Source organism: Pandoraea sp. PE-S2R-1 (genome assembly GCF_002179865.1).
In the GTDB taxonomy this organism is placed as follows: domain Bacteria; phylum Pseudomonadota; class Gammaproteobacteria; order Burkholderiales; family Burkholderiaceae; genus Pandoraea.
This window is the reverse complement of sequence record NZ_NGUR01000009.1, coordinates 1-15,327: the sequence shown is the minus strand read 5'-3', so window position 1 is coordinate 15,327 and position 15,327 is coordinate 1. Positions and strand designations below refer to the sequence as shown.

13 protein-coding genes are annotated in these 15,327 nt (G+C 61.4%); 12 read left to right on the top strand and 1 reads right to left on the bottom strand.

Going from position 1 to position 15,327, the window contains the following annotated elements; translation table 11 throughout:
- The first annotated feature begins 35 nt into the window (after positions 1-35).
- From CDV44_RS07405 to CDV44_RS07350, 12 genes are all read left to right on the top strand, one after another.
- Positions 36-1,403 carry a cytosine permease gene (locus CDV44_RS07405; RefSeq protein WP_249277435.1) on the top strand — a complete coding sequence of 456 codons (1,368 nt, stop codon included), beginning with the start codon at positions 36-38 and terminating at the stop codon, positions 1,401-1,403.
- 54 nt (positions 1,404-1,457) lie between these two features.
- Entirely contained in the window at positions 1,458-2,594 is a 1,137-nt protein-coding gene (locus CDV44_RS07400) for an aromatic ring-hydroxylating dioxygenase subunit alpha (protein WP_087687455.1), read from the top strand.
- Positions 2,595-2,652: 58 nt separating this feature from the next.
- Complete coding sequence (locus CDV44_RS07395) at positions 2,653-3,768, top strand: hypothetical protein (RefSeq protein WP_087687454.1); 1,116 nt, start codon at positions 2,653-2,655, stop codon at positions 3,766-3,768.
- A 68-nt stretch (positions 3,769-3,836) separates the two neighbouring features.
- On the top strand, positions 3,837-4,952 hold the full coding sequence (locus tag CDV44_RS07390; RefSeq protein WP_170935889.1) for an aromatic ring-hydroxylating dioxygenase subunit alpha: 1,116 nt from the start codon (positions 3,837-3,839) through the stop codon (positions 4,950-4,952).
- The gene (locus tag CDV44_RS07385) at positions 4,949-6,580 is read left to right on the top strand and encodes a carboxylesterase/lipase family protein (RefSeq protein WP_087687452.1); all 1,632 of its coding nucleotides are present in this window, start codon (positions 4,949-4,951) and stop codon (positions 6,578-6,580) included. The genes CDV44_RS07390 and CDV44_RS07385 overlap by 4 nt, the downstream gene beginning before the upstream one ends.
- Before the next feature lie 24 nt (positions 6,581-6,604).
- On the top strand, positions 6,605-7,339 hold the full coding sequence (locus CDV44_RS07380; RefSeq protein WP_087687941.1) for an alpha/beta fold hydrolase: 735 nt from the start codon (positions 6,605-6,607) through the stop codon (positions 7,337-7,339).
- Positions 7,340-7,402: 63 nt separating this feature from the next.
- Entirely contained in the window at positions 7,403-10,159 is a 2,757-nt protein-coding gene (locus CDV44_RS07375; RefSeq protein ID WP_087687451.1) for a xanthine dehydrogenase family protein molybdopterin-binding subunit, read from the top strand.
- Positions 10,156-10,764, top strand: coding sequence for a (2Fe-2S)-binding protein (locus tag CDV44_RS07370; protein ID WP_087687450.1), 609 nt, complete (start codon positions 10,156-10,158; stop codon positions 10,762-10,764). The genes CDV44_RS07375 and CDV44_RS07370 overlap by 4 nt, the downstream gene beginning before the upstream one ends.
- Position 10,765: 1 nt before the next feature.
- On the top strand, positions 10,766-11,872 hold the full coding sequence (locus CDV44_RS07365; RefSeq protein WP_087687449.1) for an S-(hydroxymethyl)glutathione dehydrogenase/class III alcohol dehydrogenase: 1,107 nt from the start codon (positions 10,766-10,768) through the stop codon (positions 11,870-11,872).
- 760 nt (positions 11,873-12,632) lie between these two features.
- Complete coding sequence (locus tag CDV44_RS07360; RefSeq protein ID WP_141118691.1) at positions 12,633-13,022, top strand: hypothetical protein; 390 nt, start codon at positions 12,633-12,635, stop codon at positions 13,020-13,022.
- A gap of 19 nt (positions 13,023-13,041) precedes the next feature.
- Positions 13,042-13,275 (top strand): hypothetical protein, encoded by a 234-nt coding sequence (locus CDV44_RS07355; protein WP_087687447.1) that lies wholly within the window; start codon positions 13,042-13,044, stop codon positions 13,273-13,275.
- A 146-nt stretch (positions 13,276-13,421) separates the two neighbouring features.
- Positions 13,422-13,619, top strand: a complete 198-nt coding sequence (locus CDV44_RS07350; RefSeq protein WP_087687446.1) for a hypothetical protein — start codon at positions 13,422-13,424, stop codon at positions 13,617-13,619.
- 10 nt (positions 13,620-13,629) lie between these two features.
- Here CDV44_RS07350 and CDV44_RS07345 read toward each other — a convergent pair.
- Positions 13,630-15,327, bottom strand: a 1,698-nt coding sequence (locus tag CDV44_RS07345; RefSeq protein WP_170935888.1) for an autotransporter outer membrane beta-barrel domain-containing protein, incomplete at its 5' end; no start/stop codon positions are given.

The following is a 15,327-nucleotide window of genomic DNA, read 5'->3' as shown; positions in this document are numbered from 1 at the left end:
ACAGGTGCGGTGCGTTTTTCTTCAGGAGACACAACATGACACATTCCGATCCGGCTGCGCCCGCGACGGGCGAGACTGACCTGTCGACGACGGTGGTACCTGCTTCCGCTCGCATGGGCCCATTGGCGCTGACGATGGCGTGGTGGTCGCTTTGCAGCGCGATGTTCCTGCTCATCGTCGGGGCCACGCTCGCGACGCATTTCGGTGCCCGCAACGCGATCATCGGCATGTCGCTCGCCGCTGTCGTCTCGGCCATTGTTTGCAGCATCCTTAGCCGTTATGCGATCCGCACCGGTTTTTCCGTCGCGCTCGCATCGCGGGTTGTGTTCGGCCGCGTCGGCGCCACGGTGGCGACCTTACTCTTCGCCGCCACGAATATCTATTACGCGGTATTCGAGAGCTCGGTGGTGGCGATCGCCATCAAGCACATGTGGCCGACTTTGTCCTATGGCGTGGCGGCACTGATTGTGGTCGCGTATAGCGTGCCGCTGGTGTTCGGCAGCGTGCAGCATTGGCTCGATAAGCTCAATGGTGTGCTGTTGCCGCTCTATCTGCTTGGCCTGACGGCTGCCGTCGTGATGGCAACACAAGCCTATGGCTACCACGCGAGCTGGATCGATTTCGGTCCGGCGCAAGGTGTGCCTGCTTACGGTTGGTGGGATTGCTTTGTCTATTACCTCGGCTGCTGGGCGCTGATGATGGCCGCCGCCGATTTCGCGCGCTTTGGGCGGGCTCGGGACATGCGCTATCACGCGCGGTTCAACTTCGGGCTGCCGTTCTGGTTCATGACGCTCGTCGTCAACGGCGTGGCTGGCATTTATCTCGTCAGCACGATTCCGGCCAATGGTCCGCTCTCCGAAGTCTCGGTCGTGTTCAGCTTGCTTGCCCTGATGGGCTTCTGGGGGTTTGGCTTCCTGTGGGTCACCCAGACGCGCATCAATACGGCGAGCTATTTCCTTGCCACGCTCAACACGCATGCCTTCTTCGCGCAAGCGTTGCGCCTGAGTTTGCCTCGTACCGCATGGCTCGCGGTCGTTGGCCTGCTGGTCTACGTCCTGATGCTGGCCGACGTGTTCTCGCACTTGTTGCAGGCGCTGGCCTATCAGGGGGTGTTCATCGTCGCTTGGGTGGGCGTCATGGTGGCCTATATCACCTCGAACGCAGCACGTGGCGGTGCCGAGGCCGGGCAATTGGGCAGGGGCACCCGTTTGCTCGACCCGGTGGGCGTGAGCGCTTGGCTGCTGGGGGCCGTGTGCGGTGTGTTGTTGATGTCCAGTGAGTACGCCCGCTTCTCGGCACCTGCCACTTTCCTCATCGCTGCCTTCGGTTATCGCGTCGCCGGTGCATTTTCCGTACGCCCCTGGCCCGGCAACCCTGTCGACGCTTCGGATAAAACCCGCTAACACCGACAACACCGCCAATGTCGCAAGCGACGCTCTCTTGAACGGAGTTTGAAAATGCTGATCTTGAATACCTGGTATGTGGCAGCCATCGCACGTGAAGTGACTCAGGGCAAGCTGTTCGCGCGCACGTTGCTCGACGTGCCCGTCGTGATGTATCGAAAGGAGGACGGCAATGTGGTCGCGTTGGAGGACCGCTGTTGCCATCGCCATGTGCCGCTTTCTCTAGGGGCGGTTGTCTGCGATACCGTGCGCTGCGGATATCACGGTTTCCGCTTTGACGAAACCGGACGATGTGTCGAGATTCCGGGGCAGGACAAGATTCCGGCCAAGGCGCACGTCAAGACGTTCCCGATCGTAGAACGCCACGGCCTGATCTGGATCTGGATGGGCGACCCTGCGAAAAGCGACGATCACGCCTCCATTCCTGAGGCGCTCGACGTCTTGGATAAGGCCGGGTGGGATGCCCGCGTGAGCCACGTCGTGATCGAAGCGGGCTATCGACTGATTGTCGACAATCTTCACGATGGCAGTCACGCCGAATTCGTTCACGAGAAGACGCTGAAGGTGGAGCGCATGGGGGAAGCCATGCGTGCGCGTAGCGAGCAAGTTGAACGGAGCTATGAGTTCTCGCTGCTCGACGGTGGCATAGAGCATCGCTGGAAGGTGCTCAATGCGCCGGGCGGGCCGGCGTTCGTCAAGGGGCTGTGTTTGCAGCGTGGGCTCGATTACGAGACTCATCGGCTGGACGCGGTCGATTGGCGGCTGACGACGCAATGGTATGCGCCTGCCGTATGGGTATTCACACCGTCAACCACGTTTGCCGGTGAGCCCGAGCAGGCAGCGTCGAGTTGGGTGAACCTGATCGCCATTACCCCCCAGACCGACGACACGACGCATTACTTCTGGGGCGACGCACAGGACTTTGCGCCTGACGACCCGAAATTTGCCGACTTCTTCCATGGCGCCACTGCCACGGCGTTCGCCGAAGACCTGGTGGTGTTCGAGGCGCAGCAACGCAATCTCGGCGCGCTCGACGTCTTCGATTTTCCGGTGGTGACCGTCGGCGGGGATGCTGCCTCGATTCAGGCGCGCCGCATTCTCGATGGGCTCAAGCTCAAAGAGTCTGGCGACACCCGTTCTGCACCCAACCTATCCGATTCGGCGGGCGGCACCGCGACCGGATCTCACTAATCTGTCTCACATACCCGGCCCTTGCGAGCGCCGGTGTCGAACGTCAAAGGAGAGTGCGATGAGACAGGGAGCCGTACGTGCGCAAGAGCTGAACAGCGGAAGGATTCCGGGCCTGTTCAAGAAGCAATTGGAGATGTGCAAAGTCAAGCCGGGAGAGACCGTGGTGGTCCTTAGCGATTTGACGGTTCGCGACGAGTACATCAACAGCGCGGTAGTCGCCGCCGAGGATCTCGGCGCGCATGCGTATGAAATTCGCCTCGGCACCGTGCCGAGCTGGGTGCGGGTCGGTGTGGACGTCATCAGCGAATGCAAGGGCGCGTTGGAAGCGCTCAAGGCGGCGGATTTGATTGTGGTGTTTCACGTGCCTGTGTGGGCGGAATGGATGAAGCACGTGCTCAAGGCCGGCGGTCGCATTTTGCTGCTGCACGATGCGCCTGACGACCTCGAAGAATTGATGTCGCCTGCCGGCATGAAGGAGGCCGTGCTGCATTCGCAGAACATTCTCGCGAACGCCAAAGAGGCGCAACTGGTGCGCAAGGACGGTACGGACTTGCGCTGGCAGGGCGGGCAATACCGGACCTTCGCGCTCTGGGGGGCCGCTGACGAGCCGGGGCATTTCGACCTATGGGGCGGCGGGCTCGTGCAAATGTTCCCGAACGACGGAACGGCACACGGTCGTGTCGTGCTGCAACCGGGCGACATGGTGATTCTGCCGTACTGCAGATATCTGGTCGATCCGGTCGATATCCGTGTCGAAAACGGCTTTATGACGTCGATCGAGGGTGGGCTCGATGCCAAGCTGATTCGCGACTGGCTGGTGGATAACAAGACGTCTGAGGACGATATGGATCCGTTTGCCATCTCGCATTTGGGCTGGGGTCTGAACCCACAGGCACGTTGGTACTGGACGGGGTTGTATGGTGATGTCCCCGAACGCAATCGCGCGAATGCACGTGTTTTTGCCGGCAACTTCCTGTTCTCGTGCGGACCGAACACGCTCGGTGGCGGCAAGCGCGAAACCATGGGGCATTGCGATATCCCCATGCGCGATTGCACGGTGATTGTCGACGGTAAGGTCATCATGGACGAAGGACGCTTTACCGATCCGAAGATGATCGTCAAACGCGAAATGCGGGGCAGGAACGCTAACCCGGCTGCGCTGCGGCACGTATAACCAGACCGGCGGGGTAGGGCATGACAGCCTGCCCACGCCCGGCCATCCGGTACACGGAGGCAAGTCATATGTATCCCCTCAAAGAAGGCCAAACCTTTCCGCGCAACCAGTGGTACATCGCCGCCTGGGCGCACGAAGTCGGGCGCGAACTGCTCGCCCGCCAGATTCTCGGCGAGCCGCTCGTGTTTTATCGAACCGAGAGCGGCATGCCGGTCGCGCTCGACAACCGATGCCCGCACCGGCGCTACCCGCTCTCGAAGGGCAGGCTTGTCCGCGACAGCGTGCAGTGCGGGTATCACGGGCTGACCTACGACTGCACCGGCAAGTGCACGGCGATTCCGTCGCAAGACAGTGTGCCGCCGACCTATGCCGTGCGCGCATACCCGGTCCATCAGGCTTGGGAGTGGCTGTGGGTATGGATGGGCGACCCGGCGCTCGCGGACATCGCCTTGATTCCCGATAGCCGCACCATCAAGGTCGACGACCCCGACTGGCTGCCGGAGGTCGGCGGGCGTGTGCCGCTCAAGGCGCGCTACCAATTGCTCAACGAGAATTTGCTCGACTTGTCGCACCTGTCCTTTCTGCACAGCGACAACATCGGCAGTGCGGGCGTCGCGACCGCACCGGTCAGCGTCGAAGAGCGCGAAACACATCTGGAAGTCGCGCGCTATATCAAGAGCGACCGCCTCGATCATCTGCCGGTCGGCAAAGCCTTCGGTCTCGAAGGGTTGACCGATCGCACCATGATCCAAAAATTCTTCGCGCCCAGCTTTCACGCCACGGGGTCGGATTTCGACAGTGCGATGAGTGGGGGCATCGACCCTGGCCGCCACTTCGGCTCCCTGCGTGTGTTGCATGGTGTGACGCCGGAGACGGCGACGACGACTCACTACTTCTGGGGTTTTTCGCGCGATTTCAAGCGCGACGATGCGCGTATGACCGAAGCGATGCGCAGCGTGATCGAGAGTGCGTTGGTGCAGGACATCGAGGCGCTCGAAGAGATCGAGGCGATGCTCGCTGGCGGCGAAGGCGATATTGCCGAAATCTCGGCGCGTGCTGATGCGGCATCGTTGCGAGGCCGGCGCATGGTCGAGCGGCAGATCGAGAACGACGGGCCCGCACGAGGCGCGGCGGTGCTGCACGACATGCGCGCCAACGCGACGGCGTCGCGCGAACCCGTATGACGCAAGAGGAGATTTGTCTGGCCGAGTGTGCGTCGGGCAGACTCGCCGGACGGCAGACCGACGGCGTCATGCGTTTTCTCGGGGTGCCTTATGCGGCACCGCCGGTCGGGCCGCTACGCTTCGCCTCGCCGCGGCCGGCAGTGCCGTGGACGGGCGTGCGCGACGCCGGTGCACATGGGGCTGCGCCCCTCCAGACGGTGGCCGGCATCGTGTCGTGGATCTATCCTCAATTGCCGTGGGTCGGCGAAGATTGCTTGAACGTCAATATATGGGCCCCGGTGCGCACGGGCGACGCAGGTGAACGATTACCCGTGGTGCTGTGGTTGTACGGCGGCGCGTTCGGTGCGGGTGCCAACAGTCTGCCGCTCAGCGATGGCGCGGTGCTCGCCCGCGAGGGCAACCTGATCGTCGTCGCGCCGAACTACCGGGTGGGTGTGTTGGGCTTCGCCGGACATCCCGACTGGCATGACGCGTCGACCGGCGCGCAGGCCAATTGGGGTTTGCAGGATCAGGCGTTCGCCCTCGAATGGGTACACGCGAACATTGCGGCATTCGGCGGAGACCCCGACCGGATCACGGTGATGGGCCAATCGGCCGGTGCGATCAGCGCGATCTTGCTCGCGCAGCATCCCGCGAGTACGGCGCGATTTCATCAATTGGCGTTGTTCAGCGTGCCGTATATCGCACCGCCGGATGTCGCGGAACCGGAGGATCTCGCGGCGTGCGTGGAGGACCTCGCGGCGCATTTTGCAACGTCGGTGGCGGGCTTGCGCGACATTCCAGCCATGTCGTTGACGGCAGGCACGCAAGCCTTCTTTAGCGATTACCGCTGCAAGACGCGCACGGGCCGGTTTCGACGATGGCCGACGCGCGACGCGACGAGTGCGCCAGCATGGCCCGGTACACGTTCGCTGGGCGCTAAGCCCATGCTAATCGGGAACACGCGCACGGAGAGCAGCTTTTCGCTCGATCTCTACGACACATTACAAGCCCGGTCGTTGACGGCGCCATTGCCGACCGATGTGCCGGGTGTACGGGCGGCAGTTGAGCGACTGCTGGACTTGCGTTTCGCTGACCCGGCCTGTCGGCCGGAGGCGCAAGCGCTAATCGCACATTTCGCCGAACTCGACGACACCGTACGTGGCCCGGGAGACCAATGGTTGGCGCTTCACAGCGACGCCGCATACCGGCATCCAACATGGCGCGTAGCGCAACGGGCGACCATCAAGGGAAGCGCCGTGTACTACTACGATTTCGGCATGCCGCTGGCAGCGCCCGCGCGAGGCACGCCGCACAACGCCGATCTGCCATTTTGGTTCGGCAGTTACGACACCGATTTCTATCGCGCGAAGTTCGGGGCAGGGGTATGGCACGCACGGCTGTCCGAAACCATGCGCGCGCTGTTGGCTCGTTTCGTGCATACGGGATGTCCGGCTGGCGGGGAAACAACCGACTGGCCCGCCATGTCGGCGCACGGTGTGCCCGACGTGATGCGCCTCGGCCATGTGGCCGATATGAACGATGGGGCTGTGGCGAGTGTCGGCACGATGCCCGATTTCGCGCGGCTGAAAGCCTTCGACCCGCTGTACTTCCCCGAGCCCGCACGACTGTTTTCCTTTTCCTCTTGATCGCATCTCGCAATGGACAATGCCATGAATGATCGCTACACGTTCGTCCTGATTCACGGTGCCTGGCACGATGGCGCGCTTTGGGCGCCGGTTTCCGAGCATCTTCGCATCGCCGGCCACACCGTGCATACCCCGACCGTTGCCGGACACGGCAAGGAAGCTGACAAGCAAGTCTGCCATGCCGACGGGGTGCGTTCGATCGTTGACTACATCGTGGCGAACGATCTACGCGACTTCGTTTTGGTGGCGCACAGTTTCGGCGGCACCATCGTGTCTCGCGTCGCCGAGGAAGTGCCGGAGCGCATCCGCCGACTGGTGTATTGGAACGCGTTCGTGTTGCGTGACGGCGAGAGTATCGCCGACGTGTCGCCGCCGCCTTATAACCAGATGATGGATGCCATCGCTGCCGAACGGGGCGACAACACCGTGATGCTGCCGTTTCATGTGTGGCGCGACGGGTTCATCGCGGACGCCGATTTGGCGACGGCGAAGCATACCTACGAACTGCTCAGCTCGGAGCCCTACCGGATGTTGACCGACAAGGTGCCGCTCAAGACCTTCGCGACGCTGACGATCCCGAAGACTTACTTGAATGCGCAGAGCGACGTGGCGATGCCGCCGGGGCAATACGCGTGGTTCCCTCGCTTTGCCGAGCGCTTGTTCCCCTGTCGCGTCGTCCATATGCCGGGCAGTCATCAGGTCATGTTCTCCGACCCCGCCGGGTTGGCGAGCAAGCTCTGGGAAGCGGGGCGGGACTGACGCAGGGCGGCGGGGCCGGTGTTCTCGCAGCGGCCTGAACGACACGACACGAGACTCAACGACATGACGCTTTCACGCAGAACTTTCGTCAAGCTGGCAGCCCTCGCGCCGTCGGTTTTCGTGGCCCCGCTGGGCAGTCAGGCCTTCGCGGCACTGTTCGAGGACAAGGTATTCGAGCCCCGGCGCTGGTATGACGAACACGGCAACGCCCGGTTTCGTGCGGATGGCGTGGCCAAGGTGACAGGAGAAAAGATCTTCGCGCGCGACATTCGCGCGTGGGACATGCCGCATTGGCCAGCGCGTCAATCGCACGCCTTCCTGCTGGCGACGACGCGGGTCGACGCCGTATTCGAAGGTGTCGATCTTTCGGTGCTGGGCTCGGACCTGCAACCCGATCGAACAGTCACGGAGCACGATTTGCGCGCAGCCAAGCTCGGATTTCCGGACATCTATCCTTACGGCGACCAGCTGCTGCTCCCCAAAGGCAGTGCGCCGGCATTCTTCGGGCATCCCGTTGCCATCCTGATCTATCACGACTTTGCACGTTTTCGGCTGGCCAAGAGTCAACTGAAATTCCGCAAGGAAGTGATTCGGTATGGGCGTACCGCGACGCCCGTGCTGCGTGAACCGTACGCCGCGTTTCGGATCGTGCGCGTCGCCGGCGCTGTGGACGGCGCGCCGGACGAATTCTCTGCGCTGAGCGACGACTATGTGATGCCGACGGGGTTCTCCGGCAACGAACCGGTCTGGCCGAAGGCCAATCCCCACGGCGACGCGGGGCAGCGGGGCGTGCACTACGCGCAAGGCATTGCACGCGAACTTGCGAAGCCGTCGTCCGATCATGTCGTATTTTCCCGTGACTACGACTCGCCGTTCATCGACCCGGTGGCACTCGAGGCCAACAACTGCAACTGCTGGTACGACGCACGCAAGCATGAAATGCATATGGTGGTGGCGACGCAGTCGCCCAGCGCCGAAGCCTCGGGGGTAGACGCCATGCTCAAGGCGAGCCGCATCAAGGCCGGGCGGATCTTCGTGCACCCGGCTCACACCGTCGGCTACGGTAGCAAAGATAGCGATACGTTTCCGTTCTATGGTGCCGTTGCGGCGCTGTTCAGCGATGGGCGTCCGGTGCGCTTGGCCTTCGATCGCTTCGAGCAGTTTCAGATGGGGCTGAAGCGTCACCCGGTACGAGCACGTTTGTCGCTGGCAGTCGATCGTCGCACACACAAGATGCAAACGCTCTCGGCCAAATTCGAGCTCGACGGTGGCGGACGCTGCATGTGGACGCCGATTATTACCCTTGCGGCGGCCGGTGCTGCGACGTCAATTTACGCGATTCCGAAGGTCGATTCGATCGCTGTGGGCATCGCGTCGACGGCCCCGCCAGCATCGGCGATGCGGGGTGTCGGCGGTACGGAAGCCGAGCCCGCGATTGAGATGCTCGTCGATGAAATCGCTAGCGAACTGGGCATCGATCCGATTGAATTTCGCATTGCCAATGCGCTGCCGACCGGGGTTCCCACGATTACAGGCGATGTGCCGGTCGTGCCCAGCCGGATTGTCGAGGTATTGAAGAAAACGGCTGCACATACGCTGTGGCGCAACCGCGCTCAAGACAAGGCCGCTTTCGAGGCGGCGCATCCGGGGCATAAATATGGCGTGGGTGTGGCCTGCGTTCAGCGGGGTTTCGGCAACTTTGCAGAGGCTGGCTATGCAGGTGTAGTTCTGGCACCCGACGGCACCCTCCGGCTCAAGCATGTGGTGATTGAGATCGGTACCGGCTCACTCACGACACAGGCGCTGGTTTGCGCGCAATGGCTGGGTACGCCGGCGAGCCATGTCGAGATGGGCGCGTTGGACTGGTCCGAACTCGATTTGCATGAGACGCAGGATCCCTACAGCATTGATGAGGCCACCCAGACTCGCCTAGCCAAAGACCAGCGCTGGACGCCCCGGTTGTCGTCGGGGGCAAGCGCGACCAACAGTGCGTATTACTCATCGCATTACACGCGCCAAGCTTGCCGGCTGATGTTCATGCACGGCATCGCACCGGCAGCGGCGCAGTTGTGGCGCGTCGGACTGGCCCAAGCACGCACGGCGAAGTGGGTCGATGGCCACCTGACGTTAGCGGGGCAGCCGCCGCTGTCATTGCCGCGTCTGGCAGGTGTCGTGCATGCCATGAAATTTGTGAGCGGAGTTGCCGTGCACGGCTTCGATCGGTGGGAGTGGGCAGAGGCAGACTTCGCGATCGATGGCGAGAAGGACCGGCTGCCGCTCGACGCAGTCGCCGTTTCTCGCGGGAGCGGTGTCTGGCAGAAGATCGCGCGCGGGGATGTCCGATACCCGCCGCCGTCGAAGAGCCGCGGCACGTGGACGCGTTATGCATCGTTGTCCTCTCTGGTCGCCGTGGACGTCGAGGTGGCGACCGGAAAAACGGAAATCGTGGCCCTTCATTCTGTGATGGACTGCGGAACGATGCTCGTGCCGGAATTCGTCTCGGGGCAATTGCAGGGCGGTACGGCGATGGGGCTTGGGCATGCACTGTTCGAGGAGATGCCGCCCTATGCCGGGGGCCCGGGCGAGGGCGACTGGAACCTCAGCCGCTACCACGTGCCGCGTGCCGAAGATGTTGCCGTATGGAAGCAGACCGCTGACATCCTGCCACCGTTGGCCGAGGGCGATATTGCCAAGGGCATCGCTGAAATGACGATGGTTGCCCCCATTCCGGCCGCCGCCAACGCGGTTGCCCATGCGATTGGTGCACGCATTCGTGAACTGCCGGTCACTCCCGAAAGAATTCTCAAGGTGCTCGCATGACGATCAAGACCCGTCCGTTGACGCTGACTATCAACGGCAAGCGATTTGGCCCGACACCGGTGCCGGAAACGTTGATGATGATTGACTATCTGCACGAGTACGCGCGTCTGACCGGCTCGCGACTGGGGTGCGGTCAGGGCGTATGCCGTGCCTGTGTGGTGATCGTCGATCAACCGGATGGCACGAGTCAGGAACTCCAGTCGTGTGTGACGCCTGCACTGACGTTCGATGGTTGGACCATTCGGACCATTGAAGGCCATGCCATACGTGATGCAGCGGGTGAGGTGGTTTCGCTATCGCCTGTGCAGCAGGCCTTTCTCGAGCACTTCAGTTTTCAGTGCGGCTACTGCACGCCTGGTTTCGTGAATGCGGCCACGATCTTGCTCGAGCAATTCAAACGCTCACCCGTCGAGCAGAAGGATCTGGCAGCGAGGATATCTGAATCGCTGGGCACTCACGTGTGCCGGTGCACGGGCTATGTGCGGTATTTCGAAGCAGTGAAGGAGGTTGCCTTGCGCACGCCGGGGTTGGTGGTGCTTGAGAAGGCGCCACAAACCGAGCCGGTAGGGCGCCGTGAGCAAGCGCCAAACAAGGGAGATCGCTAACGTGAAAACCAAAGCCGCCATTGCCTGGGAAGCCGGCAAGCCCCTGACCATCGAGGAAGTCGATCTGGAAGGGCCGCGCGCTGGCGAGGTGCTGATCGAGGTCAAGGCCACCGGCATCTGCCATACGGACTACTACACGCTTTCTGGCGCTGACCCGGAAGGTATCTTCCCCGCGATTCTCGGCCATGAAGGCGCGGGCGTCGTGGTCGACGTCGGCCCCGGCGTGACCACGCTCAAGAAAGACGATCACGTCATTCCGCTGTACACGCCCGAGTGCCGTCAGTGCAAGTTCTGCCTGTCGCGCAAGACCAACCTGTGTCAGGCGATCCGCAGCACGCAAGGGCGCGGCCTGATGCCGGACGCCACGTCGCGCTTCTCGCTCGACGGCAAGCCCATCTTCCACTACATGGGCACTTCCACATTCTCGAACTACATCGTCGTGCCCGAAATCGCCGTGGCGAAAGTGCGCTCCGACGCGCCGTTCGACAAGGTCTGCTACATCGGCTGCGGTGTGACCACCGGCGTGGGTGCCGTGGTGTACTCGGCGAAAGTCGAAGCGGGCGCAAACGTCGTGGTGTTCGGTCTCGGTGGCATCGGCCTGAACGTCATTCAGGGTGCCAAGATGGTCGGTGCCGACAAGATCATCGGCGTCGACATCAACCCGGGCCGCGTGGAACTCGCGAAGAAGTTCGGCATGACGCACTTCATCAACCCGAACGACGTCGAGAACGTGGTCGACACCATCGTGCAACTGACCGATGGCGGCGCCGACTACTCGTTCGAGTGCATCGGTAACGTCACGACCATGCGTCAGGCGCTCGAATGCTGCCACAAGGGCTGGGGCCAGTCGTTCATCATCGGCGTGGCGGCGGCGGGTCAGGAAATCAGCACGCGTCCGTTCCAGCTGGTGACGGGGCGCGAGTGGAAGGGCTCGGCCTTCGGCGGCGCGCGCGGCCGTACCGACGTGCCGAAGATCGTCGACTGGTACATGGAAGGCAAGATCAACATCGACGATCTCATCACGCACACGCTGCGCCTCGACCAGATCAACGAAGGTTTCGATCTGATGAAGCGCGGCGAGTCGATCCGCTCGGTAGTCGTGTACTGAGGACGCCGTCAAGCTCGAACCGCTCAGCGAACACGGTTTATTTCCCGGCATACCGCGCTTTTATCGGCACGACTCGAGCGAGATCGACTTTCCGGTTTCCTGTGAGACCAAAGTAAAGTAGGGTATGCCACCTCACGGCTAAGCCGTTGATTTATTTTACCGCCTTCGGCGGCCAGTCCATCTTTGTTTGCTCCGCATGTGTCGCGTGCGGAATCAAGCGACCATCTCTCACAAGCAACTGGCGCCACTCATTCCGCGAGAAAGCAACCCCAGTCACTTAGCACGCGGTAGTAAGCAATCAGAGGCATCTGTTACACGAATCCCGGGATGTGGGGCGAGTACGTTCAGTCGACTGATGCGCATCATCGTAAACGTCACCACTGTGCTCGCTCCGACCAAGGCCAAAATCGTTCGTCAGCGACTTACATACACGTCGATGTTTTTCGCATCCTCAGTAGCAGCGGCTGCAAGTGGGCTTGCCATGCTTCGATCTGGTCCAACCGACTGACCACACCGGCCGAAATGGCACGGGGCCGTATCAACTTGATCACACAACGGCAGTGAATCGCTGCACCGCAAGATTTCGCTTGACGATGGGAGGCAAGGGGTCGATAACTCCGGTATCCAGTTCCGCCGTCGCACACGTCGCCAGGGCACAACGCTGATCGCCGGGGGCAAGTCGGATGGATTCATGAAATTAATGCAGGCAGGTGAGGAATGTTGTAGACCTCGCTACGTATATCTAGTGCTGGGGGCCAGCATGTCCGAAACGCTTCTCATCGTGGAAATGTTTGAAGACGGTAACCAAACTGGTCTGCGGTACCAGAATGGAGATCCGAACGAACCCGTCGCGATTGAGATGTTCGATCGTTTGATAGCGGTCCTCGGCCATTGTCGTGCCAAAATCGACCCGCCTATAGCAGCAGACCCGCCTCCTCCTCACCTGACAATGATGGCCGCTTACGATCCCAAGTGGCAGGTTGGTCCCGACCCTCTGGGCGGCGGTGCTGTCATTAAGATTCGCCATCCCGGGTTCGGCTGGCTTGCGTTCGCGATTCCGCTCCTAGAGATAGGGAATCTCTGTGCCGGCCTGACCAAAGTTGCGCAAGCAATGGCGATCGAGGCCCAAGACCTCGGACCGGCCAATTGATGAAACGTGGGAGTAGCTGATGGTTGACCTGCGCGAGACTTATCGCGGTTGCGAGATTGGCATACAGATCAGCGAGCGAGCGCTGCGATGGGATATCACGATTACCGTTACGCCGCGCGACGGGGTCGAACTCATCGAGCCACCGGGCAGCCGAAAGCTGAAACTGGCTAAGGCCGAATCCCTAGACCTCATTACGCGAGAATTGTTAAGCGAGGTCCGACGAGCCATTGATCTCGACATCGTCGAATCCTGATCACGCCAACACCGATCCAATGCATTGATAGGGCGATTTCCCAAACTCAACAGCGAGTTGCTGACGTGAAATAAATCCTTTGATACAGTCCTCAGGAACGATAAATTGGAACCTCGCGGAGGCATCCCAAAGCGAAAGGAGGGCACGTGGACATTCCAGACCAATACGCGAAACTACTTGGGCAGCTCGAGCGTGCGAACACTGAGGTCGAAGCAGCAACTGTTGACGTCTGGCGAAGTGGAACCATTCTTCTTGCCGGTGCCATCGCCCGGCGAAATTTGGCACAGGTCGCGCTTGTTGAGTTTGTGAGGCAGGTGGTGCCACAGGTGCTTTTGAAGGAGTAAATCTCGCTGATTACCACGTCCAACGAAGCCCTAACGTTGCCGACACGGATTGCTGCCGCGTCGCGTCAAGCTGTGTAAGATAGGCGAGCGTGGCATAGACGCTCGCTGCTTTGTTAAAGCGCCCGGCGACGCCGATGCCGAACTGGGCGGCGGTGCTGTTGGAGTTGGTCACCACCGGTGTGTTGCCTCCAAACAGAACGCGACCATCGTTTCCGAAGGTGTGGATGAGATTGAGGAGCAGGTATGGGCGGAGCAACCCGCGCGCGCCGTCGTAGTTCGCTTCCAGCCTCGCGCCGACACGCGCCATCAGACTGTTGACGTTATTGAACGCTACGCTGGAAATTCCGTCATTGAAATCGTCAATGCTCTGTCTTTGCCAGACGATCTGTGCCTGTGGCTCAAGCGCCAACGTCTCCGAAAGATGAATCGGCCAGCCCGTCTCCAGCGACGCGGCGAGACCCTTGCCATTGACGTTCCGATTGAGGCCACTTAGTGGCTTTGCTTGGTACTGCATTGACGATGCCAAGAAGATGGCGTCCGTGTAAGCACCGCTGGGCATGACGTGAGTCCAGTAGAGACCAGCGCTGTACATGTCCAATCCCAGGGAACCGGCGTGCGTATCAGGCATGCCGAGAGCGAGACCTTGAACGTCACCAGACGCGCGCGTCCAGCCGCCGAGAATCCCCACATGGTCGCCGTGGCCCGAATCGCTGCGACTGGCAAAGACGTCGTGCCCGATCTGAATGCCGCCAATGTTGCCATCAAACTGAGGGGTGACATCGCCTTTCGTACGCAATTGCTCAGTCTGCCCCCACACCCGAGCCCAGCCATCGGTCAGCCAGCCACGTTCATCAAGCAATCCCTGCTGGCCCTGCCGCTCGTGGAATGTGGCCAATTGGGCGAAGCCTGCGGTTCTGCCTAGCTCCGGCATCATCGAGTAGACGGGCACCTCGATCCGATAGATGGGGAGCGGGTCGTCGCCGGGCTGGAGCGTCGCGGTTGGCGGTGTTCCGATACTTGGCGTGGGCGTCAGAATTTCGACTTCCGGCTCTCCGGTGACCGGATCTGTGACGGTCACCTCAACGGGGGCAGCAACCGTCGAGCGGAGATACCAACTGTTCGTGCTGTCGGCCGTCGTGCCACCCTTATACAAGTAATAGGTGTAGGCGCCGGCACTCACCGAGGAGCCGAGCGCGAAGGCCGACGCAGTCGATGTCGCGCCGCCGACGGCCTGCACCACCGGAATGCCGTTGCCGGTGGTCAGGTTGCCGAGCCCGCTCAGATTATTGACGGCAACCGATGTGTTGCCGTTGATCGTGCCGCCGCTCACTGTGAGAGGGGCGACACGCGAACTGTCGTTGCCAAGTACAGAGTCAATTTTCAAGGTGCCATTTTGCCCAGTGTAGTTGCCGACAATGGTCAGAGTCCCATTGCCGCTGCCGTCCCCCGGATGAACGGTGCCCTGGTTAGTGACGTTGCCCGTGAGTGTCCCAGTGCCGGTAAGGGTTGCGCCAGAGGCCACGGTCGTCGTCGCGCCGCCGAGCGTGCCCGTAAGGTTGAACGTGCCGGTCTGCAACTGGGCGCTGTTGAAGTTGCCGCTGCCACTCCATGTCCAGTTGTCGCCTTGAGCGAGAAGGGTGCCAAAGTTCACGAACGCGTTGCTGGCGGTGCCGGTGCCCTGAAGAATCAATGTACTGACTGCGCTCGA

Excerpts from the sequence above, each read along its gene's own strand:
- CDV44_RS07360 (WP_141118691.1), top strand. The coding sequence starts at position 12,633 with ATGTCCGAAACGCTTCTCATCGTGGAAATGTTTGAAGACGGTAACCAA.
- CDV44_RS07375 (WP_087687451.1), top strand. The coding sequence starts at position 7,403 with ATGACGCTTTCACGCAGAACTTTCGTCAAGCTGGCAGCCCTCGCGCCG.
- CDV44_RS07390 (WP_170935889.1), top strand. The coding sequence starts at position 3,837 with ATGTATCCCCTCAAAGAAGGCCAAACCTTTCCGCGCAACCAGTGGTAC.
- CDV44_RS07405 (WP_249277435.1), top strand. The coding sequence starts at position 36 with ATGACACATTCCGATCCGGCTGCGCCCGCGACGGGCGAGACTGACCTG.
- CDV44_RS07370 (WP_087687450.1), top strand. The coding sequence starts at position 10,156 with ATGACGATCAAGACCCGTCCGTTGACGCTGACTATCAACGGCAAGCGA.
- CDV44_RS07380 (WP_087687941.1), top strand. The coding sequence starts at position 6,605 with ATGAATGATCGCTACACGTTCGTCCTGATTCACGGTGCCTGGCACGAT.
- CDV44_RS07400 (WP_087687455.1), top strand. The coding sequence starts at position 1,458 with ATGCTGATCTTGAATACCTGGTATGTGGCAGCCATCGCACGTGAAGTG.
- CDV44_RS07395 (WP_087687454.1), top strand. The coding sequence starts at position 2,653 with ATGAGACAGGGAGCCGTACGTGCGCAAGAGCTGAACAGCGGAAGGATT.
- CDV44_RS07385 (WP_087687452.1), top strand. The coding sequence starts at position 4,949 with ATGACGCAAGAGGAGATTTGTCTGGCCGAGTGTGCGTCGGGCAGACTC.
- CDV44_RS07355 (WP_087687447.1), top strand. The coding sequence starts at position 13,042 with ATGGTTGACCTGCGCGAGACTTATCGCGGTTGCGAGATTGGCATACAG.